Source organism: Methylobacterium sp. (genome assembly GCF_019745455.1).
In the GTDB taxonomy this organism is placed as follows: Bacteria; Pseudomonadota; Alphaproteobacteria; order Rhizobiales; family Beijerinckiaceae; genus Methylobacterium.
Genome location: NZ_JAIETD010000040.1, coordinates 107,525 through 129,975, shown reverse-complemented (window position 1 = coordinate 129,975; position 22,451 = coordinate 107,525). Strand labels below are relative to the sequence as shown.

Sequence of the window (22,451 nt, the reverse complement as noted above, 5' to 3'; positions counted from 1 at the left end):
ATTGATCAGGCACCTTTAGTTGAGGCGGCGCGAGGCATGCCGTGTCGCGTGATGCTGCGGGCGTCTCACGCGCCGCCCCGCCGATGAATGGTTCAGGTTTACATTGCGGATGTCGCAGGTGGCTTGTGACAGTCACGCCGGGGCACGCTGCGGAGAGCAGCAGCAAATGCCCGACCGACCAATGACGAGTGCGTTTGTCGAGGCTGCGGGTGGGACGGCTCAATGTCTCCACGATGCGGTTGAACCAAAGCCTGCAAGAAGCGGCTCGACCGTCCGTCCCCTCGCCGGCGGCTACGATCTCACTCTGCCCGCAGCCGTGAAAGGTTCCGATGGAGATGCCGAGGTCTCGGCCCACCCAGAGGCCGACGACACGGTGAAGGGTGTCGTTGCCTGCTCTGCGATCTCAGACGCGCACCCGGTAAAAGTGGTCCCCGAAACTCTTTCGCGTCCGATACCCGTCAGACGGTTTGATCCAACCCCTCCTCAAGCTGTTGCAAGGCGAACGGCTGACACCGTTCAATGCGAGAGGATCGTATCGGCCGAACTTGGTCCGACACCCTCCGGCAACGGGATGTCGCTGCTGCCGTAGCGTGCGTTGAGGATGAGGTTGGGCCCCTCGTACAGATTGACCAGCCGCGCTACGACAACGGTGTAGGCGGACTGATCGGCGACAGGGTTCTTCGCATCGATGACAAGACGGCCTGCCGGCAGATAGATTGTGCCGAGAAGCATGCGGGCATTGTCGCTGATGATCCGGTACTGACGCAGAGGCGTGTCCGTCGGCGGTGCAGGAGGTACAGGCACAGTGCCCAGTAGGCCATCGGGTTCCGGGGGAGCGGCCGGACTGACGACAGATCGCTGCTCGAAGAAGAGCAGGCTTGCCATCGGACCGTCCTTAGGTGCGGTCAGGCTGATGATGCTGTCCTTGTCGAACAATAAGCCGCCCTTGTCCCCGGTAAAGAAGAAGCCAACGTTCTCGCCCGCCATCGCGGCCTTCTTCTTGACCACCAGGGCGCCGTTCAACATCACATAGACGCCCGGCCGCAATGTCACGAGCGCGCCGTCCGTGATCTCCAGGCCGTTGCAATACGTGCCAGGATCCAGCGTGTAGACACCCTTCACAATCTTGACCGGCTTCGTCGGATCGGCGGCGTTCACGTTGGCCGAACCGCCAAGGACGATACAGGATCCGATAGGCGGCGACGCCCGGCTAGCCAGCGGATCCTTGAGCGGCGGACAGTCGGTTGCAGGAGGGGGCACGAAGTTCATGCTGGTGCCCTTGTAACCGCCAGCCGAACACATCGTCAGCGCAGTGGCAACGGCACCATCACCGGCGCTGATGCCCTCTTGGCTCTTCGAGTTGGAGTAGATCGAGCAGTCCGGGGCTGCGAGCCGAGCGTTCTTTTCCGCGCTGAAGGCTTTCTTGGCTTTCGTATCGAGCGCCAGCAGGCACAGTCGCGTCGTGCCTACCAGCTTGGCGGTGGCATTGACGGTCAGGACGATCTCGGGGATGGGCAGCAGCTTGGCGAAGGTGAGCGGAACGGTCTCGCTCACGTTGACCCGGACGCTCGAATGGTTGCCCAGGACCTCGGCCGAGACGCGGGTGGAAGTCCCCTGGGGCGCCTGCGCGGCTGCCTGCGACGTCGTCACCGAGACGGCCGCGCGAATGGCGGCCGCGTCGTCGGCATTGGCGAGCTTAAATGTGTTCACGCCCGAGATGCTGCCGGTGTCGGCGGCGCGCTGCAATTCCCCTCGCCGCTTGACGACCGCGCCGTAGTCGAGGGCTGCCGCGCTCGCCGCCATCAGGATCGGCAGGAGCAACGCGAACAGCAGTAGGACGTTGCCCTGGCTGTTCTCTCTCAATGTCTGCCATTGTCGATACATACGCTTTACTCCCGCATCAGGACGATGCGAGCGCAGCTCTTTCCGAGTTCTGAATCCTTTCGGCTGAACTCGAGGACATCACCGCATTTGTCGAAAATTACTCGATCGTGTTGATTAGCTTTTGTTATTTTCGCACTGTCGATGTCTCGGGATGTCCGTGCCATCGTAAGGCGTGCATGAGGTCGCCTGGTTCACTCCCGACGCTAGACGATGCCGCGACCGACGGTGACGCTTGCTCCGCCATCTGATCATTCGGCCGACACGCCACCGGAGTTGCAAGCCGGCGGTCCGCCGTGAACCCGGACGACCTGCGCGACGGCCCTCTCTGGAGCCGCGGGCTCGCGCCGAACCGTGAGCAGCGTCCCTACGTGCGGCGCCACACGGCAAGGGTTGGCTCTGCCCGATGGACACATTCCGGCAAAGTCGCCGCATGAAACTCGTCCCCGCGTCACCCGGTCGCCTTCCGCCCCCATAAGGCGATCGGGATCTCGCCGGCGGGTCGGATCGTTTCGTAAGGAGGCGCCCGACCCGCTGCATCGCGCAGGCTGCCGAAGGCCTATCGCCCAGCGGGTCACGTCGGGTAAGCGAGGAGACGTCCTTGGCCTTCCGGACTGCCTTTCCGGCTGCACTGCTCGGCCTCGCCCTCGGTGGCGCGCCGGCCTCGGCACAGCACATGGCGCTGACACCCGGCGGGGAGGCGCCTGCGGGTCGGCCGGCGCCCGTCGTCGAGCGAAACGTCCCGCCATCCCGCCCTCGCGCGGAGGTTCTCGGCGGCGAGCTTCCGAACCAGCGCACCGGCCCGATGCGTCAGCGGGTCGTGCGGGATATTTGCATCGGCTGCGACCGATAGGGTCGTTGGCCCAACCGGCACATCTCGCGGCTTCGCAAAATCCTGACACGACTCACGCAACTGGATTGCAGATCCCGGCAATTCGAGCGTTTTGCGAAATCTCCGCTTCAGTCCCGCCATGGTGAGATACCCATGAAGGGGGATCCGATCATGACGATCACCATGTCCATCAATGCCGTCGGCCTCGTAAGGGCGACAGAGATGCTGCAGTCGGCGAGGAACGAGACCGCCCGCGACGAGAACGTCCAAGGCGCGGGGGGCGCAAAGCGGAGCATCACCGTGGAGATCGGCAGGTCGGTGGATGCCGAAACGCGGGAAGCGGAGAGCGAGATTCCGCTTCCGGCGTCGCAGAAGCGGGCCGTCGACATTCTGGTGTGATACGGCATCGAGGTTGGCGCGGCCATGCAACCCAGGCAGATCAGGCGCCTGTACTCTCTCTCGGGTAGCCCGTCGCTGGCTCATGCGGCGATGATGGGCTTCTCACGACAAATACCGTGATGCTGGGGCGCCGCGCGCGGATTGTCTGCCCGGCTTCGCTAATCTGGATCGCCACCGTGACGCCAGGGCGGCGGGCACCGAGCGTGCTCGATGGACGCTCGTGCGTCGGGAGGTTCTCGTCGCCCGCGATCCGGTCGTGACACATGAGAAGCCGGCAGGCGGGGCGCTGCTCGATCCCGAACCGGCCGTGTCGCGCCTGAATCACTGACGGGCGGCACCGCTGCCTTTGCCCGGTGCCACCGGATGCGACGGCTCCCTCGGCTGGCATCCCGCAACCGAGCCGGTACGATCGGAGGGCGAGGCGGTCGGGCCGGGGGCGACAGCGACGTTCCGGTCGCAACCGCTGGCATTGGCTTGGCCGGGCGCTGAGGTTTCGCCAGGATCGACGGGACCCCGCGATGCAGGCGACGGCGTCCCGTGCTGGGCGAGGGCAGGCGTGCCGAACAGCATCGCCAGGGCCGACAGAGCAATCAACGTCCTCATGCTGTCCTCCGGACCATCAGGCGAGAGCCTAGGACGGCGGTTCTCGGCTTCCGTTGCGGACAGCCGAAGACCGCGCGGCCCGTCCCTCGCTGTTGCGGCAATGGCAGATGCTTTTCGGCTCGCCATTGCCCTCTATCGGCCGCGCCGACGACGCCGCGATCGTCACTTCATCGAACGCCCTCAGGCAGGCGCGGAACCTGCCGGGGAACGTTACGATCCCCCGGCGGAGCCACTCGCGCCGCCGGTGCTTCCGGTGCTGCGGCCGCCGCGCGAAGGTTGGTTGAGATTACCGCCCACGGCCGAATCGCCGATGCTTCTGCGACCGCCGGTGACGTTCTGGCTGCTTGTCACGCCCATGCCGCGCTTCTTGGTGCGAGAGCGCGCATCGGCCTCCGTGCTCATCTGGACGAGGAAGAAGGAGGAGAGTGCCAGGGCACAGGTGGAGAGGATCAGCGTCTTCATGGTGGCTCCTATGTTACGAGAGGCAACACCGGGAGTGACGCGGATGTTTCCGTTGGCATGAGGAACGGCATCCCCGGCCGAGCCCGGTCCGGGCGTCCCTCGTGAAGCGTGAGGCAGAGGCTCGCGTCGGCCCGGCCTCACGCCTCGGCACCCGGCTAGCGGGTCGGCGCAGGGGCGCCCTTGCCCGACGCGCCCGGCGAGGAGCCCGAGCCGGCATCGTTGGCGCCCGTGCTGTTCGTGGTTCCCGAACGGCTCGTGTTGCCCGTCGAGGGTCCGCTACCCGCAGCACCCGGCGAGGAGCCCGACCCGGCATCGCTCGCGCCCGTGCTGTTCGAGGTGCCCGACCGGCTGGTCCCGGAACCGCCGGCCGCCGCGACGGCGACGGAGCCGAGGACGATCGTGCCGGCGACGAGGAGCGTTTTGACGTTCATTGTTTCTCTCCCTGATGGTGGCGTTCGCACGCGGACGTCAACGCAGCCTCGGGATGCGGCGTTCCGGCGCAGCAGAGAGCGGTAGGGGGAACAGCCTGCGCGTGTGTTCATACCGAAGTGGTAGAACACCCTCAGGGCAGCCTTGCGTGAAATACGCTGCTAGCGCATATTCCCCGACGGAGTTCGATTGGGACGACGACAAGGACGAGGTCGTCCAGGCGGTGCGGGGTTTCGGCTTCGCCGACGCGATCGGCGTCTTCCTCGGCAGGACCGTCGAATGGCAGGACACGCGCGATTACGGCGGTGAGGTCCGCATGATCGCGGTCGGCGAGTTCGACGGTGATTTCTATACGGTGGTCTACACGGACCGCGGAACCGTGCGCCGGATCATCACGGCTTGGTCGTCCGACAGGGAGGAGCGCCTGTTATGGCAAAGATGAGCCTGAACGATCTTCGGACGCGCGCCTCGACCGTCGATCGGGCGAAGCTCGACGCGACCACCGACGAGGATATCCGCCGCCATAAAGCCGAGGACGGTTATGGCGACATGTTCCTACCCGAGACCGTGCGGGAGGTCGTGCCGCCGAAGGCACTGCGCATCAGGCTGGCCTTGACGCAGCAGGAGATGGCTGACGCCTTGCGCATTCCTGTCGGGACGTGGCGGAATTGGGAGCAGGGGCGGGTTGCCCTCGATCCGGCCGCGCGGTCACTGCTGACGATTGTGCAGACGAATCCTGAGATTGCGCTTGGGGCACTGCGTATTTCGAATGAAACTTGAAATACTTTTACAGATGCGTAAAACTAAACTGGTGTAAAGTCGTTGTTTTAAAAATACTATTTCACGTTTACTCAGGGGCAGGTCGCGGAGGAAAAGGCGATTTATATTGGTCCACGGTGTTCGTAGACGCAGATTGCCCTGATAATCTTGTGAAAGCCGCGTCCCTTTCAAGATTTTTAATAGCGTTTTCCTGTGCTAACGCATTAGGATAGTATACACGGGAAAAGTCATCAGATCGAAGATGTTCAACCAAATTCAAATCCTTAGCAATCGCTTTCAGAAGAGCTTTTAATCTCTCGTCTTGACTAAATTGGTTCAAGTTATTTGATGCATTAAACGAACTATGAAGATCAACCCAACATTCCCTTACCTCTTTGTTGTCAATGAAAGCAACGTCTATTAGATTTAGAGCCCTGACGCCATCAATCGAATATAAAGTTGATCGTTCTTGCATCAAAGAGTAGAAGACAAGATTTTTTAATCTGCGAACTTCGCTTTTTTGTTCTGCGTCTTTCCTCATCGTTTCGGCCAATTTCGCTGCGTTGACTGGACCTTTCCAAGTAGCATACGCCGCAAACACAGTTGCCAAAAAGCTCAGAAACGCTGCAATTACACTGGCGTCGATCATTCTAGACTACCCAAATTACGAATTTTCTTGAATCTAGCGTTTATTGGTCCAAACTGGGTTTTAATTTCAATAAAGTCTCGGACCATAAAATCTGTTGGAAGGTGTATATCAACTGTAAATCTCAGTCCTTCCGGTCCAACCGTTTGCCCAAGAATAGTAGTTCCGGATTGATGCACAAATACATTTATATTCAAACTGATCGTTTGATTGAGAGTGATCAATTTGTAAGCACCATCATAATCCGCCGACCCGTCCGTACCAGCTACTACGCCACTTTTAAAAATCAAAAGTGTCAAGGCATTTTCTGATATGGAAGATAGGTATCCAGCATAGAATCCGTCGAATTGAGTGGACATGTATAGATATCCGCTATGAACAATTTCTTCTGAAGCGGGCATATTCACTGCGTCCCGCTCACCCCACTAACCCGCCAAATCACCTTCCCCACATCATCGCTGACCAGCAACGCGCCCGTCTTGTCGAGGATCACGCCCACCGGGCGCCCCAGCGCCTTCTCGTCCCCGTTGAGGAAGCCCGTGAGCGCGTCCACCGGCTGGCCTGCCGGCTTGCCGTCCTGGAAGGGGACGTAGATCACCTTGTAGCCGCTCTTCGGGCGGCGGTTCCATGATCCGTGCTGGGCCACGAACAGGCCGTTCTTCCAGGCCTCCGGCAACTGCGAGCCCATCGAGAAGGCGATGCCGAGCGAGGCGGTGTGGGTGCCCACCGCGTAGTCCGGCGTGATCGATTTGGCGACGAGGTCGGGCCGGGGCGGCTGCACACGCTCGTCGACATGCTTTCCCCAATAGGCGTAGGGCCAGCCGTAGAAGCCGCCCTCCTGCACGGAGGTGACGTAGTCGGGCACGAGATCGCTGCCGATTTCGTCGCGCTCGTTCACCGCCGTCCAGAGGGCGCCGGTCTTGGGCTCGAAGGCGAGGCCGTTGGGGTTGCGCAGGCCCGTCGCGTATTCGCGCATGCCTTTGGCGGGAATCGTGTATTCCCAGATCGCGGCGCGGCCCTTCTCGAGCTCCAAGCCGTTCTCGCCCACATTGCTGTTCGACCCGACGGTAATGAAGAGCTTTTGGCCGTCCGGGCTCGCGATGACGTTCTTGGTCCAGTGGTGGTTGATGCCGGCGGGCAGGTCGACGACCTTCTCGGGCGTCGCGGTGACCTCGGTCTGGCCCGCCTGATAGGGCACCTTCACCAATGCGTCGGCATTGGCGACATAGAGGTCGCCCCCGACCAGCGCCATGCCGAAGGGCGAATGCAGGCCTTTCAGGAAGACGTGCCGCTCCTCGGCCGTGCCGTCGCCGTCCTTGTCGCGCAGGAGCACGATACGGTCCGGACTCGGTACGCCGGCCCCGGCCATGCTTTTCACCTTGTCGGCGACCCAGTCGGCGATGCCGGTGGAGGGGTCGTCGGTCTTCGGCTTGTTGGCCTCCGCCACCAGCACGTCGCCGTTGGGCAGAAGGTGCATCCAGCGGGGATGGTCGAACCCTTCGGCATAGACCGCGACCTGCAGCCCCTGCGCGGCCTGCGGCTTGGCGCCATTGGTCCAGCGTTTGACGCGGGCGATGTTCACCGTCGGCATGATCGTCGGGTTGGGCTTGGGCAGCGTCGGGTTCGCGCCGGTGCCCTGTGCCACCTCGAGGCTGGCGCTCTCCGGATAGACGATGAAGCGGATGAAGGCCGCCCCGCCGAGCAGGACAACCGCCAGGGCCGACAGGCCGATTTTCGTTCCGGTGCGCATGGGCGTCTCTCCGCTGGCGCCCGATCAGGCGTCCGTCGTCGAGATAAGCCGGGAGGCCGGGTTTGGCTCCCGGCCTCGCTTCGCCCGCGTCGGCGTGTCGTTCAGCCCGTCTTGGTGAGCGGGGCCTGCGCGGCGACCCGGCGGGCCGGGCCCCTGCGCGCGGGCGCCTCGCGCCGCGGCGCCTGGCCGGGGGCGTAGTTGCCGAAATCCTCGTGGAACTGGTCGACGATCTCGCTCGAGGTCTCGAGGCAGCGGCCGAGATAGGTCGGCAGGGCAGGGGGCGGCGCGAAACCGTCGGAGATGAGACGCTGGTTCGAGAAGGTCACGTTGAGGGCGCAGAACTTGTAGTAGGCCTGCAGTGCCCGCATCATCGCGACCTTGATCGCCTCGTCGAGGCCGAACACCGCACCGAAGCGCTCCTGGAGCAGGGCGCGGTCGGTGGCCTCGAAGCGCTCGTAACGGCGCTCGCCGCCTTCGGGATCGGCCGCCTCGAAGGCGCGGGCGAGGGCGTCCCAGCGTGTGCAATGCTCCTGCCCGCCGGAGAGGTGGTAGACCTTGTGGGAGAGCTCGGGCCGGTCGAGCATCGCCACCAGGGTGTCGGCGACCCAGTCGTTCGGTACGATGTCGATGGCGCCCTCGGGATCGCAGGAGAGCAGGCGGAGCTTGTCGCAGGCCCGCACCACCCAGAGGATGCTGGCGCCCGGGCGGGCGCCGAGGGTGGAGTGCCCGACGACGATCGAGGGACGCGCCACCACCAGCGGCAGGTCGGCGAACTGCGCCGCCAGCGACATCTCGGCCACCGATTTCGACGCGCTGTAATGGACGAGGTGGTTGGTCTCGGGCCGGGGATAGAGCGTCTCGTCGACGAGGTGGGGCGGCTCGCCGCCGCAGATCATCGCGGTGCTGACATGAAGGAAGCGGGTCAGGCCCTTCATCCGCGAGGCGCGTCGGGCCAGGGCCAAGGTGCCGTCGTGGTTGGTCTTATGCACTTTCTCCTGCGCCCACCACGAGGTGTCGGCGGCCAGATGCAGCACCTGATTGATCGAATCGAGCCGCGGGTTGGCGATCTGGTCGGCCTGGGTGAAGTCTCCCGCAACGACCTCCACCCTCTGGGCAAGGCGCTGGGCCGTCAGCGGGTTGGTGAAGCGACCGAGCCGGGCGGCGATGCGCTGGCGCCCGGCCTCCGCGTCAGGGGCCCGGACCAGGCAGACCCATTCATGGTCCCGGTCTCTCGCTTGCCCGCTCGTCAGTGCCCGGTGGAGCACGGCGCCCCCGATCAATCCGGTCGCGCCCGTCAGAAGGATTCGGCTCACCGTGGACACTCCCAATCGCCAGCCCACCATGCCACTGCGTTGCAGCGTAACAAGAGGGTAAACAAAGGGTTATCAACATCTTCACAATTGTTATGTGCTAAAAAGTACGCAGCGTTGCGACCAGGCCACGTCTCGATAAAATTCCAATATCGTTGATAGAATAATACTAGAAATAGTCATCATTGCCTTGCTGCGGCCCGTCGGTAGTCAACCAAGGCATTATAATGCGCTCGCCTCTCGAGACGACGACACCGACACACCGTTTCGTGTTTGCGCGCGCTGCCGGAAGAAAGATTCCGGCGATCGGATTTCGGTCGGGGAGAGCCCCCTTGCGACCCGCCGCGAGCCGACGATAAGTCGCTTCTGCCCGGAGCGAGCCGGGCGGGAGGCTCGGGACATGGACGGACAGGTTTACGGCGCGCTCGGACAACCCGGCATGGGCTTCTTCATGGCGATCCTCGTGGGGGCGCTGGCCGGCTGGCTCGCCGAGAAATTCACCTCCGCCGAGATGGGCCTCTTCGCCAACATCGTCATGGGCATCCTCGGCGGCCTCATCGGCAACTATCTCGCCCAGAAGCTCAACATCCCGATCTATGGCTTCTGGCGCAATCTCCTCTCGGCCACCTTGGGGGCGATCCTGATCATCACGATCTACCGGGCCATACGCGGGCGATATTGAGCGCGGCGCCGGGTCACGCCGGGTTTGCGGGGACGCGCCCGAAGCCTTAACTGATGCGGATGGGCGCACGATCCCCGCGCCCGCAAGTGGGTGGCATGGCGCTCGTCCTCGACCTTCTCAGCAACGATCGCCGGCCGCGCCATCCCGAGAAGGCGCGCCGCCCCGACACGCCGGTGCAGCGCAAGCCCGACTGGATCAGGGTCAAGGCGCCCGGCTCGGCGGCCTGGGCCGAGACCGCCAGGATCGTGCGCGAGAACGGCCTCGTCACCGTCTGCGAGGAGGCGGGCTGCCCCAATATCGGCGAGTGCTGGGAGAAGCGGCACGCCACCTTCATGATCATGGGCGACACCTGCACGCGGGCCTGCGCCTTCTGCAACGTCCGGACCGGCCTCCCCGAGGGCCTCGATGAGGCCGAGCCCGAGAAGGTGGCCGAGGCCGTGGCCAAGCTCGGGCTCCACCACGTCGTCATCACCTCGGTGGACCGCGACGACCTCGCGGATGGCGGCGCCGAGCATTTCGCCCGCACCATCCGGGCGATACGCCGGCTCAGCCCCTCGACCACCATCGAGATCCTGACGCCCGACTTCCTGCGCAAGGACGGCGCCCTCGAAGTCGTGGTCGCCGCCCGCCCCGACGTGTTCAACCACAACCTCGAGACCGTGCCGGGCCGGTATCTCACGGTGCGCCCCGGCGCGCGCTATTTCCACTCGGTGCGGCTGCTGCAGCGGGTGAAGGAGCTCGACGCCGCCATCTTCACCAAGTCCGGCATCATGGTGGGTCTCGGCGAGGAGCGCCACGAGGTGCTGCAGCTCATGGACGACCTGCGCTCGGCCGATGTCGACTTCCTCACCATCGGCCAGTACCTGCAGCCGACGAAGAAGCACCACGAGGTGATCCGCTTCGTACCGCCCGACGAGTTCAAGGGCTTCGAGACCACCGCCTATGCCAAGGGGTTCCTCCTCGTCTCGGCGACCCCCCTGACCCGCTCCTCGCACCATGCCGGCGAGGATTTCTCAAGGCTGAAGGCGGCGCGCCTCGCTCAGCTTCACACCGCCTGAGTCCCGATGCCCTCCTTCCGGATCACCCGCACCGTGCGCCACTCGGCGCAGCAGATGTACGACCTCGTGGCCGACATCGAGCGCTACCCCGAATTCCTGCCGCTCTGCGAGTCGCTGCGCGTCCTGCGCCGCCAGCCGGGGCCGGACGCGACAGAGATCTGCGTCGCCGAGATGGCGGTCGGCTACAAGGCCATCCACGAGCGCTTCACCACCCGCGTCACCCTCGATCCGACGGGCCGCCGCATCGTGGCCGAATACATCGACGGGCCGTTCCGGCACCTGGAGAATCGCTGGTCCTTCGAGGAGGCCGAGGGCGGCGCCTGCGCGGTGAACTTCTTCATCACCTACGAATTCAAGAGCCGGACGCTGGGCCTCCTCATGGGCACGATGTTCGACCGCGCCTTCCGCAAGTTCACCGACGCCTTCGAGGCGAGGGCGAACCGGGTCTACGGCGCGGCGTGAGCACCGTCGATGCCAGGTCCGGACGGGCTCACTCCTTCCCGTTGCGGGTCGGGGGGACTCGCCGGCCCAGCTTCCGGGATGATCAAGACGCTTCGAGGCCGGCGCTCAGCAGACCAAGGGCCTCCACTACCGCAAGCCGTCGGATCATGTCGCGCCCGAGATCGCCGTAGCGGCGCTCCAGGTGCCGCAGGGCAGCGCCGCGCGAAGACAGCCCGAGATGCACGAGCCCGACCGGCTTCTCGCCGCCACCGCCCCCTGGGCCGGCGATGCCAGTGATGGCCACCGCGACATCGGCCTTCGAATGGGAGAGCGCGCCTTCCGCCATCGCGCGCGCCACAGCCTCGCTCACGGCACCATGGGCGGCGAGGAGACCGGGCGGTACACCGAGCATCTCCGTCTTGGCCTCGTTCGAGTAGGTGACGAAGCCGCGCTCGACCACGGCCGAGGAGCCGGGAATTGCCGTCAGCAGGGCAGCCACGAGGCCGCCGGTGCAGGATTCGGCGGTGGCGAGACGCTTGCCGGATGCGGCGTAGGCGGCGAGGAGGGCTTCGGCGCTGGCGCGCAGGTCGGGGTCGTCGATCACGCCCCGGCCTCGGCAAGGTCGGAGTCCGGAAGGCGGATGGTGGCGGCGGCCTGGGCGGCGAGTCCTTCGGCGCGGCCGACGAAGCCGAGTTTCTCGGTGGTCGTCGCCTTGATCGAGACGGAGCTCAGCGGGACGCCGCAGATCTCGGCGATTCGCGCCCGAATCGCTTCCCGATAGGCGCCGATGCGCGGGGCCTCGGCGAGGACGGTGATATCGAGATGGTCGATCTTGCCGCCGCGCGCCCGCACCAGCGACGCCGCATGCGCCAGGAACTGATCCGAGGCAGCCCCCCGCCATTGCTCGTCGCTCGGCGGAAAATGCGTGCCGATATCGCCGTCCGCGATGGCGCCGAGAAGCGCGTCGGTGAGGGCGTGGAGGGCGACGTCGCCATCCGAATGGGCGAGCACGCCGCGATCGGCCGGGATCTTCACGCCGCCGAGCCAGACGTGGTCGCCCTCCGTGAAGGCGTGGACGTCGAAGCCGGTGCCGAGGCGGGTGACATAAGCGGTCATGGCGGAACTTTCGGGGTCGGAGAAGGCGCGGTCGGCCTCGACGAGGTCGGCGGCCTGGGTGATCTTCACGTTGCGCAGATCGCCCTCGAAGACCACGACCTGCAGCCCGGCCCATTCGGCGAGCGCGCCGTCGTCGGTGAACCCGTCGAGGCCGGCCTCCGCCGCCCGGCGATGGGCCTCGTGCAGGAGAGTGAAGGCGAAGGCCTGCGGCGTCTGGACCGCGCGCAGCGTCTCGCGCGGCGGTGTCTCCGTCACGCGTCCGATGCCGGGGCCGATCGACTCGATCCGCTTGATCGTATCGGTGACGGGCAGACCCGGGACGGCGGCCCCGTGGTCGCGCCCGGCGGCGAGCGCACGGTCGAGCAGGGGGGCGTCGACGAAAGGGCGAGCGGCATCGTGGACCAGGACGAGGCGCGGTGCTCCGCTGCGCGCCAGAGCGTCGAGGCCCGCACGGACCGAGAGCTGCCGTGTCGCGCCGCCGGTCACTGGCGCGGCGATCCTGGCGCGCGTCTCGGGAGCCAGGTCGGCGAGGCATTCGTGGTAGAACGCGGCAGCGTCGGCGGCGATGACCGGCTGGATCCGGTCGATGCCATCATGCGCGGCAAGGGCGGCGAGGGTGCGCGTCAAGACAGCGCGGCCGCCCACCCTGCGATACTGCTTCGGGGTGCCCCCCCCGATACGGATGCCGCGACCGGCCGCGACCACCACTGCCGCCGCGTCCCGCGCGGTCTGCGTCATCACACTCACTCCCGTGCCCCCGCGGGGCCTGTCGTGTAAGCGGGGGAGGGATCGAAATCAAATCGGCGGCACCGCTTGCGTCGGAGCGCGATTTGTCTATTTGTTGTGCAGAATGTGGGCTGATGATTATTTGAGCGTTTTACGCTCCCGGCAGGATGGTGGCGACGGTTCCGGGACCGTCGGATCCGGCCGGCGTGGAACCGCGCCGCCGGTCCTGCTGGCCCCCCTCTCGGGCATCACGGATCTGCACTTCCGCCGGGCTGTGCGCAAGCTCGGAGCGAGCGCGGTCGTCTCCGAGATGGTGGCGGCCGCCGAGTTCGCGAAAGGCGACGAAGAATCGCGCCTACGCGCCGAAGGCGGCGGCATCGATCCGCATGTGGTCCAGCTCGCCGGCTGCTCGCCGGCACCCATGGCACAGGCCGCGCGCCTCGCCGAAGATGCCGGCGCCCATGTCGTCGACATCAATATGGGCTGCCCCGCCAAGACCGTGACCGGCGGCGAGGCCGGCTCGGCGCTGATGCGCGACATCGAGGGCGCCACCCGCATCCTCGCTGCGGTGCGCGAGGCGGTGTCGGTACCCGTCACGGTAAAGATGCGGCTCGGCTGGGACCATGACAACCTCAACGCGCCAGAACTGGCCCGGCGGGCGGAATCCCTCGGTCTCGACGCGGTGACCGTCCACGGCCGCACGCGGCAGCAATTCTACAAGGGCGTCGCCGACTGGCGCGCGATCCGGTCCGTGGTCGAGTCGGTGCGCATTCCCGTCATTGCCAATGGCGACGTGGTCGATGCGGGCACCGCCCGGACCTGCCTCGAACAATCGGGCGCCGCCGGGGTGATGATCGGCCGGGCAGCCCTGGGCCGCCCCTGGCTCGTCGGCGCCGTGGCGGCGGAGCTCGCAGGGCACCCCGTCCAGACCCTGGACGAGGCGGCGCGCGCGAGGATCGCCCTCGACCATTACGACGGCCTGCTGGCGCTCTACGGCTATCGCATGGGTATCCGCCACGCCCGCAAGCATCTGGCCGCCTATGCCGACGCCGCCGGCGGCCTCGACACGCCGGCACGGACCGCGATGCTTACCTCGACCGATCCGGCGCAGGTGCGGGTCCTCCTCCGCAAGGCGTTCGCCGGTCGGCACCTGTCCCTCGGGGAGGCCGCATGACCGACGACGGCATGCCCAAGCGCCCTGGCACAGGACAGGCTGGCGAAAGCCCCCCGCGCGCTTCGGCCTACGCCCTGCCGGCGGGTCTTACCACTGCCGCCGGCCCGTCCAGCGAGGCGGTGATCAACGCCCTGCCGCTTCCGGTGATCACCATCGGCGCTGACGACCGCATCCTGCACGTCAACCATGCGGCCGAGCTGTTCTTCGACCATTCCGCCCGGCTGATGCAGCGCCAGCGCCTCGGCGACATCATTCCCTTTGCCTCGCCGGTCATCGCGCTCGTGGCCGATGTCCGCCGCCGCCGCGCCAGCGTCAGCGAATATGGCGTCGAGCTGGTGCAGCCGCGTTCGGGCCAGGAGCGCAGCGTCGACGTTTTCGCGACGCCGCTGGGCGACGACGGCGAGGCCGTGGTGCTGATGCTCCAGGAGCGCACCATCGCGGACAAGATGAACCGGCAGCTCACCCACCGGGGCGCGGCCCGCTCGATGATCGCCCTCGGCGCGATGCTGGCCCACGAGATCAAGAACCCGCTCGCCGGCATCCGCGGCGCCGCCCAGCTCCTCGAACAATCGGCGGGCGAGGAGGACCGGCTGCTTACCCGCCTCATCTGCGACGAATCCGACCGGATCGTGCGCATCGTCGAGCGGATGGAGCTGTTCGGCGACGAGCGCCCCGTGGAGCGCAGCGCGGTCAACGTCCACGGCGTGCTCGACCAGGTGAAGCGCTCGGCGCAGTCCGGTTTCGCGCGGCACATCCGCTTCGTCGAGACCTACGATCCGTCGCTGCCGCCGGTCCTCAGCAACCGCGACCAGCTCATCCAGGTCATCCTCAACCTCGTGAAGAACGCCGCGGAGGCGATCGGGGCCGACGCGGTCGACGGCGAGATCACCCTCTCCACCGCCTTCCGCACGGGACTGCGCCTGCAGGTGCCGGGCTCGCGCGAGCGGGTGAGCCTGCCGATCGAGGTGTCGGTGAGCGACAACGGCCCCGGCGTCAGCGCCGACCTGCTGCCCGACCTGTTCGATCCCTTCGTCACCACCAAGGCGCAGGGAAACGGCCTCGGACTTGCACTCGTCGCCAAGATCATCGGCGACCATGGCGGCATCGTCGAGTGCGACCCCGCGCCTCGACGGACCACCTTCCGTCTCCTGCTTCCCATGTCGAGCGCCCGCGACGGGCGTGAGTCCTCCCCGGATTCCTGGAACCCGTAGAGCCGCGTCATGCACAACCGCCACATCATCGTCGCGGACGATGACGCCGCCATCCGCACCGTCCTCAACCAGGCCCTGTCCAGGGCCGGCTACGAGGTGCGATCGACCGGCAACTGCGCCACCCTCTGGCGCTGGGTCGCGCAAGGGGAGGGCGACCTCGTCATCACCGACGTGATGATGCCGGACGAGAACGTGTTCGACCTGCTGCCCCGCATCAAGCGGGTGCGGCCCGAATTGCCGATCATCGTCATGAGCGCGCAGAACACCTTCATGACCGCGATCCGCGCCTCGGAGCGCGGCGCATACGAGTACCTGCCCAAACCCTTCGACCTGAAGGAGCTCATCGCCATCGTCGGGCGCGCGCTCTCTCGCCCCCGCGGCACGCCCGCAGCGGGGGCGGAGCCGGGCAACGAGGACATTCCGCTGGTGGGCCGCTCGCCGGCCATGCAGGAGATCTACCGGGCACTTGCCCGTCTGATGCCCACCGACCTCACCGTGATGATCACCGGCGAATCCGGCACCGGCAAGGAGCTGGTGGCGCGCGCGCTCCACGATTACGGCCGTCGCCGCACCGGCCCGTTCGTGCCCGTCAACATGGCGGCCATCCCGCGCGACCTCATCGAATCCGAGCTCTTCGGCCATGAGAAGGGCTCCTTCACCGGCGCGCTCGCCCGCTCAGCCGGCCGCTTCGAGCAGGCCGAGGGCGGCACGCTCTTCCTCGACGAGATCGGCGACATGCCGATGGAGGCGCAGACCCGCCTCCTGCGCGTGCTGCAACAGGGCGAATACACCACGGTGGGCGGCCGGGTGCCGATCAAGACCAATGTCCGCATCATCGCGGCCACCAACAAGGACCTGCGCATCTCGATCCAGCAGGGGATCTTTCGCGAGGACCTGTTCTTCCGCCTCAACGTGGTGCCACTGCGCCTGCCGGCCCTGCGCGAGCGTTCCGAGGACGTGCCCGACCTCATCCGCCACTTCTTCGTCCTCGTCGAGAAGGAGGGCCTCAGCCGCAAGCAGCTCGACGGCGAAGCGATGGAGAAGCTCAAGCGCTATCGCTGGCCGGGCAACGTGCGCGAGCTCGAGAACCTTGTCCGGCGCCTCGCGGCCCTCTACCCGCAGGAGACCATCACGGGCCCGGTGATCGAAGCCGAGCTCGATACGTTGCCGCTCGCCCAGAGCGCCCCGGCCGGCACCAACGGCCGCCGCCAGGCATCCGGCGAGAACGAGACCCTCTCGGGCGCCGTCGAGCGGCATCTCGCCGACTATTTCAGCGGCTACCGCGACACGCTCCCCCCGCCCGGTCTCTATCACCGCATCCTGCGCGAGATCGAAGGCCCGCTGATCGGCGCGGCGCTTGCGGCAACGCGCGGCAACCAGATCCGCGCGGCGGAACTGTTGGGGGTGAACCGCAACACCCTGCGCAAGAAGGTGCGGGACCTGGACCTTCAGGTGTTCCGCACGGCGCGGTGAGAAAGAGCGAGCCTCGGCAGATCTAAGCCGATCACTCGACAATGCTATGAAACGAGATGAGCAGCATCGAGGATGACGTCGCGTCCCGGCCGGACGACGAGGCTCCCGAATGGGCGCGGGACGAGGTGGGCAAGCCAGGATCGGCGCTCGCCGTGATCGAGTCCGTGTTCGGAACGGACGCGGCCGAGACGTCGCGCCGACGGCCAAGCCGGTCCCGCGAGCCGGACCGGAAGGTGAACCAGACCCTGCGCCTCGATGTCGAAATGCTGGAGGCCTATCGGCGCGAAGGCGAGGGATGGCGGACGCGCTGAACGAGGTCCTGCGAGAGCATATGCCTGGACGAGGGAAATAGAGCCGCGGCAGCCCATCCAGAGAGCCGAAGATCGGTCCCACGCCATGAGATCAGGAATGCGCCATTGAAGAATTCTTCGCGACGTCGGCGATGAGAGCCCGCAGCCAACGATGGGCTGGATCGTGGCGATAGCGGACATGCCATGCCATCTCGACGGGGAAGGTCCCCAGATCGACCGGTGCCGGCACGACCCTCAGGCGCGGGTCGTTCGCAAGGCGCCGGCAGATCAGGCGCGGCAGCGTCGCGCAATAATCGGTGACGGCGATCACCTCTGGCACCGCCAGGAAACTGCTGACGGACACCGCGACGTCACGCCGGAGTTCCTGCCGATCCAGGGCCTCGAACAGACCGGCGCGCAGCCGGCCGGGCGGCAGCACGTTCACGTGCTTCAGTTGCTCGAACTGCTTCCGCGAGAGAGTATCGCCGATCGTTGGGTGGTGCGCCCGCACCACGCAGGCGAAGCCATCATCCATCAGATGCTGGACGACGAGATTGTCCGGCGGGTCGATGACACGACCCAGAACCAATGCGGTCGTGCCGGATACGATTCCGGTCTCGACCAGGTCGTTGCCGTAGGGCGTGAGGCGAAGCTGGATGCCGGGAGCGACCTCGCCGAGCCTGGCGACGATGGCCGGAGCGAGGACGAACTCCGCGTAACCGTTCGGCGCGATGGTCAGCAGCCGCTCGGCCGCGGCGGGGTCGAAGCCCTGCTGACCGAGCACCGCATCGTCGATCCTCGCCAGCGCATCGGCGACCACCGGCGCGAGTTCGAGCGCGATCGGCGTGGGCTGGATCCCGTAGCGCGTGCGGATGAACAACTGGTCCTGCATCGTCGTCCGCAGCCGCGCCAGGGCGTTCGAGAGCGCCGGCTGCGTCATTCCCAAGCGCTCGGCCGCGCGGGTGACGCTGCGCTCTTCCATGAGGGCGGTGAAGATCGGCAGCAGGTTGAGGTCGTACCGCACGGGTTATGCTGCTGAACGCATATCTGAAATTCGATAGATAAATTTCTTGTATATGTCGAGCGGCCATATGGTGGGTTCAACCGAAGAGACGCGCAGCACGCCGGCCTTTTCGGACCCCCTGATGAGGAACAGCGACAATGAAGATCCTGATGGTACTGACCTCGCACGACACGCTCGGAAACACAGGTCGTAAGACCGGCTTCTGGCTGGAGGAACTGGCCGCCCCCTACTACGTGTTCAAGGATGCCGGGGCGGAGATCGTCCTGGCATCGCCCCAGGGAGGTCAGCCACCGCTCGACCCCAAGAGCAACGAGCCGGGCTCACAGACGGACGAGACCCGCCGCTTCGAAGCCGATGAGGAGGCGACGTCCCTGCTGTCGAACACGGCTCGGCTCGATGCCGTCGATCCTGGCGATTACGACGCCGTCTTCTATCCCGGCGGTCATGGTCCGCTCTGGGACCTCGCCGAAGACCGGATCTCGATCCGCCTGATCGAGGCGACGCTTGGAGCGGGCAAGCCCGTTGCCCTCGTCTGTCACGCACCCGGCGTGCTGCGCCGTGCGAAGGCACCGGACGGCAAGCCGCTCGTCGAGGGCCGGAAGGTCACCGGCTTCACGAACACCGAGGAGGAGGCCGTGGGCCTGACAGAGGTGGTGCCCTTCCTGGTCGAGGACGAACTCAAGCGGAACGGCGGCCATTTCTCGAAGGCAGGAGACTTCGAGCCTTACGTGTTGAGCGACGGCCTCCTCATCACGGGTCAGAACCCAGCCTCGTCCGGACCGACCGCCACGCGCCTCGTGGAACAACTCGCAAACCGCTGAGGCAAGGGCGCCGGCCGTCCTTCGAGTGGGACGCACCATCGGGGGTCGGCGCCCTGAACACGACGCAACGCACAGGGATAGGAAAAAAAGCTTGACACGTGGGTTCATTCCCACCTACAACCCCGCCATCCGCTCCCGGCATCCCTTGGGATGTCTCGACAGGGAGCCTCGTCTCTGACCAGGGCGGGGTTTCGGGGGGCGGGGCGGTTCCTGCGTCGGTGGCTCGGTCGGCCGCCGCCCCGGGCGCCGTCATCCGGCGCAAGGTCACGCGGCAGGAGATGGTCCTTGTCCGCGCGGCCCCAAGGAGAAACCGATGCCAGGCGCCCACTAGGAGGCGCAGGCGCAGGGCGCGGGCGCCCTGCCGCATACGGACCGGCTCAGATCCGGATCACCGCCGTAGAAGTCGAGGCCGGACACGGGCGAAAAGAGATCGCGACGACAAATCGGTCGGGCGTCCCGGCGACGGGGCTATCGACCGCGGGACGCCGGGGAGCCCACCTCCTTCGGCGCTGACATCGACACCGGGTTCCGCGGCGTCCCGCGTCCCCCTGTCTTCCGGGCCATGCCCCCGGCGCCGAAAAGCGCGCGGGGACGTCTCTGCGTCGACGCGCGGAACCTGATCGTCACCGCATGGCGGAGACCAGCCAGCACGCCGCCCCGAGTTGAACCCCGCCGGCCTCGGCCCGTCTCGCGAAATCCGCCGCCACCGCGGTACGTGCCCGCTCGCGGACCTCGTCGTCCTGGTCGCGGAGGAGGCGCGAGACCGGCCCGAGTTCGAGGACGAAGCGCGCGGCCGAGTCCGCCGCTTCGCCGGTGGCCGCCCCGCCCGAGAGGCCGAGACGCAGGTCGCGATCGATCGGCTCCACGGTGATATCGAGGAAACCCGCCGCCGCGAGGATGCCGCCGATGACCTCCGGATCGGCGAAGCGGAACGGGCCCGGCCCGTCCGGCGGCGAGGGCTCCGGCTCGGGCACCAGGGGCAGCACGACAGCCCGCGGTACCGTGATCCAGGCGTTCTCCGCCAAAGGCCGCCAGCACAGGAAGGTCAGGCGCCCGCCCGGTACCAGGGCGCGACGGAGATTGGCGAAGGCCGCCACCGAATCGTCGAAGAACATCACACCGAAGCGCGAGATGACATGCTCGAATACGGCGCTGTCGAAGGCGTGCGTCTGAGCATCCGCCTCGATGAACCCGATGGGCGCGCCGCCGAGGGCTTCCAGCGCGGCGCGCTCCCGCGCCACGGCAAGCAGCGGCCCCGAAACGTCTGCGGCGACCACTCGGCCGCGGCCGCCGAGAACGCGGGACGCCCTGATCGCGCAATCGCCGGCGCCGCAGCCGACATCGAGGACAGGAGCGTCCGGCCGCAGGGCCGCACCCGTGAACAGGATCTCGGTCAAGGGCGCGAACACCGCGTCGATGCTGCGCTGGTTGCGAGCCCAGCGCTCACCCGCATCGCCGTTCCAGTACTCGCGCTGCGTGGTGGTCTCGGCCATGGTCGATTCCCTCAGAGCCCTTCGGCGCCGCCATCCGAGCGCGGATCGTGGGTCGCCTCGATGCGGCCGTTGCCGGAATGGCGCACCAGCATGCCGGCATGGCCCAGCGAGTCGATATAGGCGCCCCCTAGCTCCTCGATCTCGTGGCCCATGGAGCGCAAGGCCGCGATGCAGGCCGGATCGAACCGGTCCTCGACCTTCACGCTGAGCGATTCCGCGCCCCAGGTCCGGCCGTAGAGGAGGCGGGGGGCGTCCACCGCATCGGCGACGCCCATTCCGTAATCGGCGTAGCGGGAGAAGATCTGGGCCTGGAACTGAGGCTGCCCGTCGCCGCCCATGCTGCCGTAGGACATCACACGGCCGTCGTCGAAGGCGGCGAGGGCAGGGATCAGGGTGTGGAAGGGGCGCCGGCCCGGCTCCAGCGGGTTCACGGCCTTCGGGTCGAGGGAGAACGAGGTGCCGCGATTCTGCCAGTGGATGCCGGTCCTGGGCAGCACCACCCCGGAGCCGTATTCCCAGTAGATCGACTGGATGTAGGAGACGGCGAGTCCATTGTGGTCGATGGCGCCCATCCAGACGGTGTCGCCCTCGCCGGGATTGCGCAGGGGAACGCTCGCCGCGCGGCCCATGTCGATCCGGGCCGCCTCCCGGTCGAGGAAGCCGGCATCGAGGAAGCGCGACGGGTCGCCGTCGAGCCGGTCGAAATCGGTGACGAAACGGTCGCGTACGGCAAAGGCCCGCTTCGTCGCCTCGATCAGCCCGTGGTAGTGAGCCGTGGTCTCGGCCCGGTCGATCTTGAGCCGGTCGAACAGGCCGAGGATGATGAGCGCGGCGAGCCCCTGGGTCGGCGGCGGAAAGTTGTAGAGCACCGCATCCCGCCGGCGCAGGATGAGCGGCGCGCGCTCGCGGGCCGCATAGGATTTCAGGTCGGCCCGCGTCACCGGCGCGCCGAGCCGGTCGAGGTCGGCGGCGATCTCGCGGGCGATGTCGCCCTGGTAGAAGTCGTCGAGCCCGGCATGGGCGAGCTGGTCGAGGGTCGCGGCCAGAGCCGGCAGGCGGCGCAGGACGCCAGCCGCGCAGGGCTTGCCGGCATCGAGGAAGGCGTCGGCGAAACCCGGCTGGTCGTGGAGGGTATCGAGCTCCTTGGGGACGTAGCGCGCCTCGGAGGGCGAGACCTCGACACCATCGCGGGCATGGCGGATCGCATCGGCGAGGAGCGCGGGCAGCGGGAGCCGGCCGCCCAGTGCCGTCGCGAGATCGAGGGCGAGGCGCCAGCCGCCGATGGCCCCGGCCACGGTCACGGCGGCATCGGGCCCGCGCGAGGGGATGATCTCGTGGCCCATCTCGCGATAGCGCGGAATCGTGGCGAGGGAGCCCGCCGGGCCGCAGGCCTCGATGCCTCGCACCCGGCCGCCGGGCTCACGCACCAGCCAGAAGCCGTCGCCGCCGATCCCGTTCATGTGCGGGTAGACCACCGCGATCGTCGCCGCCATCGCCGCCATCGCCTCGATGGCGTTCCCGCCCTGCGCCAGGATCGATTGGCCAGCCTTGGCCGCGAGGTGGTGCGGAGCGGCGACGGCGGCGGAGGCGTAGACGGGTGTATCGGGCATGGAATTCCAATGACGATCGACAGCTTGAATTATCGCCACGCTAGCGGGCGCGCTTCGGCCTTGCAAAGGTTGGCGCACGATCGAGCGCCTCGCAGGTCACATGTCCGTTATGGCCGATACCGCCCCCCATTCGAAGAAGCGGGTTTCGGCATGATTCAGTGGGGTTTGACGGCAGATGCTGGAATTCCATTCCCATGACCTTCGCGGTCCGGCACCTTGATTCGTATTAATTTCGCCACACTGTTGTGGCGACGCATCAGG

At 66.6% G+C, this 22,451-nt stretch carries 25 protein-coding genes; 12 read left to right on the top strand and 13 right to left on the bottom strand.

The window, feature by feature from the left end:
• Positions 1-516: 516 nt before the first annotated feature.
• Positions 517-1,884 (bottom strand): pilus assembly protein TadG-related protein, encoded by a 1,368-nt coding sequence (locus tag K2Y56_RS09495; protein ID WP_292507130.1) that lies wholly within the window; start codon positions 1,882-1,884, stop codon positions 517-519.
• 598 nt (positions 1,885-2,482) lie between these two features.
• On the opposite strand from K2Y56_RS09495, the gene K2Y56_RS09490 reads away from it, so the two are divergent.
• The gene (locus K2Y56_RS09490; RefSeq protein ID WP_292507129.1) at positions 2,483-2,734 is read left to right on the top strand and encodes a hypothetical protein; all 252 of its coding nucleotides are present in this window, start codon (positions 2,483-2,485) and stop codon (positions 2,732-2,734) included.
• A 150-nt stretch (positions 2,735-2,884) separates the two neighbouring features.
• The gene (locus K2Y56_RS09485) at positions 2,885-3,112 is read left to right on the top strand and encodes a hypothetical protein (protein ID WP_292507128.1); all 228 of its coding nucleotides are present in this window, start codon (positions 2,885-2,887) and stop codon (positions 3,110-3,112) included.
• Between the two features lie 321 nt (positions 3,113-3,433).
• Here K2Y56_RS09485 and K2Y56_RS09480 read toward each other — a convergent pair whose 3' ends face one another.
• The 3 genes from K2Y56_RS09480 to K2Y56_RS09470 all read right to left on the bottom strand — a co-directional run bounded on the left by K2Y56_RS09480 (position 3,434) and on the right by K2Y56_RS09470 (position 4,608).
• Entirely contained in the window at positions 3,434-3,715 is a 282-nt protein-coding gene (locus K2Y56_RS09480) for a hypothetical protein (RefSeq protein ID WP_292507127.1), read from the bottom strand.
• 210 nt (positions 3,716-3,925) lie between these two features.
• Positions 3,926-4,177 carry a hypothetical protein gene (locus K2Y56_RS09475; protein WP_292507126.1) on the bottom strand — a complete coding sequence of 84 codons (252 nt, stop codon included), beginning with the start codon at positions 4,175-4,177 and terminating at the stop codon, positions 3,926-3,928.
• A 155-nt stretch (positions 4,178-4,332) separates the two neighbouring features.
• Positions 4,333-4,608 carry a hypothetical protein gene (locus tag K2Y56_RS09470; protein WP_292507125.1) on the bottom strand — a complete coding sequence of 92 codons (276 nt, stop codon included), beginning with the start codon at positions 4,606-4,608 and terminating at the stop codon, positions 4,333-4,335.
• 146 nt (positions 4,609-4,754) lie between these two features.
• Here K2Y56_RS09470 and K2Y56_RS09465 point away from each other — a divergent pair, with 146 nt between their 5' ends.
• Together K2Y56_RS09465 and K2Y56_RS09460 are read left to right on the top strand one after the other, a co-directional pair.
• The gene (locus K2Y56_RS09465) at positions 4,755-5,048 is read left to right on the top strand and encodes a BrnT family toxin (protein WP_292507124.1); all 294 of its coding nucleotides are present in this window, start codon (positions 4,755-4,757) and stop codon (positions 5,046-5,048) included.
• A complete protein-coding gene (locus K2Y56_RS09460) occupies positions 5,045-5,386 on the top strand; it encodes a helix-turn-helix domain-containing protein (RefSeq protein WP_292507123.1) in 342 nt (113 codons plus the stop codon). The genes K2Y56_RS09465 and K2Y56_RS09460 overlap by 4 nt, the downstream gene beginning before the upstream one ends.
• 67 nt (positions 5,387-5,453) lie before the next feature.
• On the opposite strand, the gene K2Y56_RS09455 is transcribed toward K2Y56_RS09460, so the two are convergent.
• From K2Y56_RS09455 to K2Y56_RS09440, 4 genes are all read right to left on the bottom strand, one after another.
• A complete protein-coding gene (locus tag K2Y56_RS09455; protein ID WP_292507122.1) occupies positions 5,454-6,014 on the bottom strand; it encodes a DUF6680 family protein in 561 nt (186 codons plus the stop codon).
• Complete coding sequence (locus tag K2Y56_RS09450; protein ID WP_292507121.1) at positions 6,011-6,370, bottom strand: hypothetical protein; 360 nt, start codon at positions 6,368-6,370, stop codon at positions 6,011-6,013. The genes K2Y56_RS09455 and K2Y56_RS09450 overlap by 4 nt, the downstream gene beginning before the upstream one ends.
• 44 nt (positions 6,371-6,414) lie before the next feature.
• Positions 6,415-7,761: a sorbosone dehydrogenase family protein gene (locus K2Y56_RS09445; protein ID WP_292507120.1), complete on the bottom strand. Its 1,347-nt coding sequence runs from the start codon at positions 7,759-7,761 to the stop codon at positions 6,415-6,417.
• A 101-nt stretch (positions 7,762-7,862) separates the two neighbouring features.
• Positions 7,863-9,074 (bottom strand): SDR family oxidoreductase, encoded by a 1,212-nt coding sequence (locus K2Y56_RS09440; RefSeq protein ID WP_292507119.1) that lies wholly within the window; start codon positions 9,072-9,074, stop codon positions 7,863-7,865.
• Between the two features lie 397 nt (positions 9,075-9,471).
• Between K2Y56_RS09440 and K2Y56_RS09435 the strand changes: the two genes are divergently transcribed.
• From K2Y56_RS09435 to K2Y56_RS09425, 3 genes are all read left to right on the top strand, one after another.
• Positions 9,472-9,753, top strand: a complete 282-nt coding sequence (locus tag K2Y56_RS09435; protein WP_292507118.1) for a GlsB/YeaQ/YmgE family stress response membrane protein — start codon at positions 9,472-9,474, stop codon at positions 9,751-9,753.
• A gap of 95 nt (positions 9,754-9,848) precedes the next feature.
• The gene (lipA, locus tag K2Y56_RS09430) at positions 9,849-10,811 is read left to right on the top strand and encodes a lipoyl synthase (RefSeq protein WP_292507117.1); all 963 of its coding nucleotides are present in this window, start codon (positions 9,849-9,851) and stop codon (positions 10,809-10,811) included.
• A 6-nt stretch (positions 10,812-10,817) separates the two neighbouring features.
• Positions 10,818-11,273 (top strand): type II toxin-antitoxin system RatA family toxin, encoded by a 456-nt coding sequence (locus tag K2Y56_RS09425; RefSeq protein WP_292507116.1) that lies wholly within the window; start codon positions 10,818-10,820, stop codon positions 11,271-11,273.
• An 82-nt stretch (positions 11,274-11,355) separates the two neighbouring features.
• Here the strand turns inward: K2Y56_RS09425 and K2Y56_RS09420 are convergent, their stop codons facing one another.
• Positions 11,356-11,856: a CinA family protein gene (locus K2Y56_RS09420; RefSeq protein ID WP_292507115.1), complete on the bottom strand. Its 501-nt coding sequence runs from the start codon at positions 11,854-11,856 to the stop codon at positions 11,356-11,358.
• Positions 11,853-13,106 (bottom strand): bifunctional 2-C-methyl-D-erythritol 4-phosphate cytidylyltransferase/2-C-methyl-D-erythritol 2,4-cyclodiphosphate synthase, encoded by a 1,254-nt coding sequence (locus K2Y56_RS09415; protein WP_292507114.1) that lies wholly within the window; start codon positions 13,104-13,106, stop codon positions 11,853-11,855. Before K2Y56_RS09415 ends, K2Y56_RS09420 begins: the two co-directional genes overlap by 4 nt.
• A 112-nt stretch (positions 13,107-13,218) precedes the next feature.
• Between K2Y56_RS09415 and dusB the strand changes: the two genes are divergently transcribed.
• Genes dusB through K2Y56_RS09395 form a run of 4 tightly spaced genes read left to right on the top strand, consistent with a single transcriptional unit; the run spans position 13,219 to position 17,263 of the window.
• A complete protein-coding gene (gene dusB, locus K2Y56_RS09410; protein ID WP_292507113.1) occupies positions 13,219-14,268 on the top strand; it encodes a tRNA dihydrouridine synthase DusB in 1,050 nt (349 codons plus the stop codon).
• On the top strand, positions 14,265-15,479 hold the full coding sequence (locus tag K2Y56_RS09405; RefSeq protein ID WP_292507112.1) for an ATP-binding protein: 1,215 nt from the start codon (positions 14,265-14,267) through the stop codon (positions 15,477-15,479). Before dusB ends, K2Y56_RS09405 begins: the two co-directional genes overlap by 4 nt.
• 9 nt (positions 15,480-15,488) lie before the next feature.
• A complete protein-coding gene (gene ntrC, locus K2Y56_RS09400) occupies positions 15,489-16,952 on the top strand; it encodes a nitrogen regulation protein NR(I) (protein WP_292507111.1) in 1,464 nt (487 codons plus the stop codon).
• Positions 16,953-17,008: 56 nt separating this feature from the next.
• Positions 17,009-17,263 (top strand): BrnA antitoxin family protein, encoded by a 255-nt coding sequence (locus tag K2Y56_RS09395; protein ID WP_292507110.1) that lies wholly within the window; start codon positions 17,009-17,011, stop codon positions 17,261-17,263.
• 91 nt (positions 17,264-17,354) lie between these two features.
• Here K2Y56_RS09395 and K2Y56_RS09390 read toward each other — a convergent pair whose 3' ends face one another.
• Positions 17,355-18,266, bottom strand: coding sequence for a LysR substrate-binding domain-containing protein (locus K2Y56_RS09390; protein ID WP_292507109.1), 912 nt, complete (start codon positions 18,264-18,266; stop codon positions 17,355-17,357).
• A gap of 137 nt (positions 18,267-18,403) precedes the next feature.
• On the opposite strand from K2Y56_RS09390, the gene K2Y56_RS09385 reads away from it, so the two are divergent.
• A complete protein-coding gene (locus K2Y56_RS09385; protein WP_292507108.1) occupies positions 18,404-19,087 on the top strand; it encodes a type 1 glutamine amidotransferase domain-containing protein in 684 nt (227 codons plus the stop codon).
• Positions 19,088-19,710: 623 nt separating this feature from the next.
• Here K2Y56_RS09385 and K2Y56_RS09380 read toward each other — a convergent pair.
• The gene (locus K2Y56_RS09380) at positions 19,711-20,580 is read right to left on the bottom strand and encodes a class I SAM-dependent methyltransferase (RefSeq protein ID WP_292507107.1); all 870 of its coding nucleotides are present in this window, start codon (positions 20,578-20,580) and stop codon (positions 19,711-19,713) included.
• 11 nt (positions 20,581-20,591) lie between these two features.
• Positions 20,592-22,190, bottom strand: a complete 1,599-nt coding sequence (locus K2Y56_RS09375; protein ID WP_292507106.1) for a gamma-glutamyltransferase family protein — start codon at positions 22,188-22,190, stop codon at positions 20,592-20,594.
• Between the last annotated feature and the right edge of the window lie 261 nt (positions 22,191-22,451).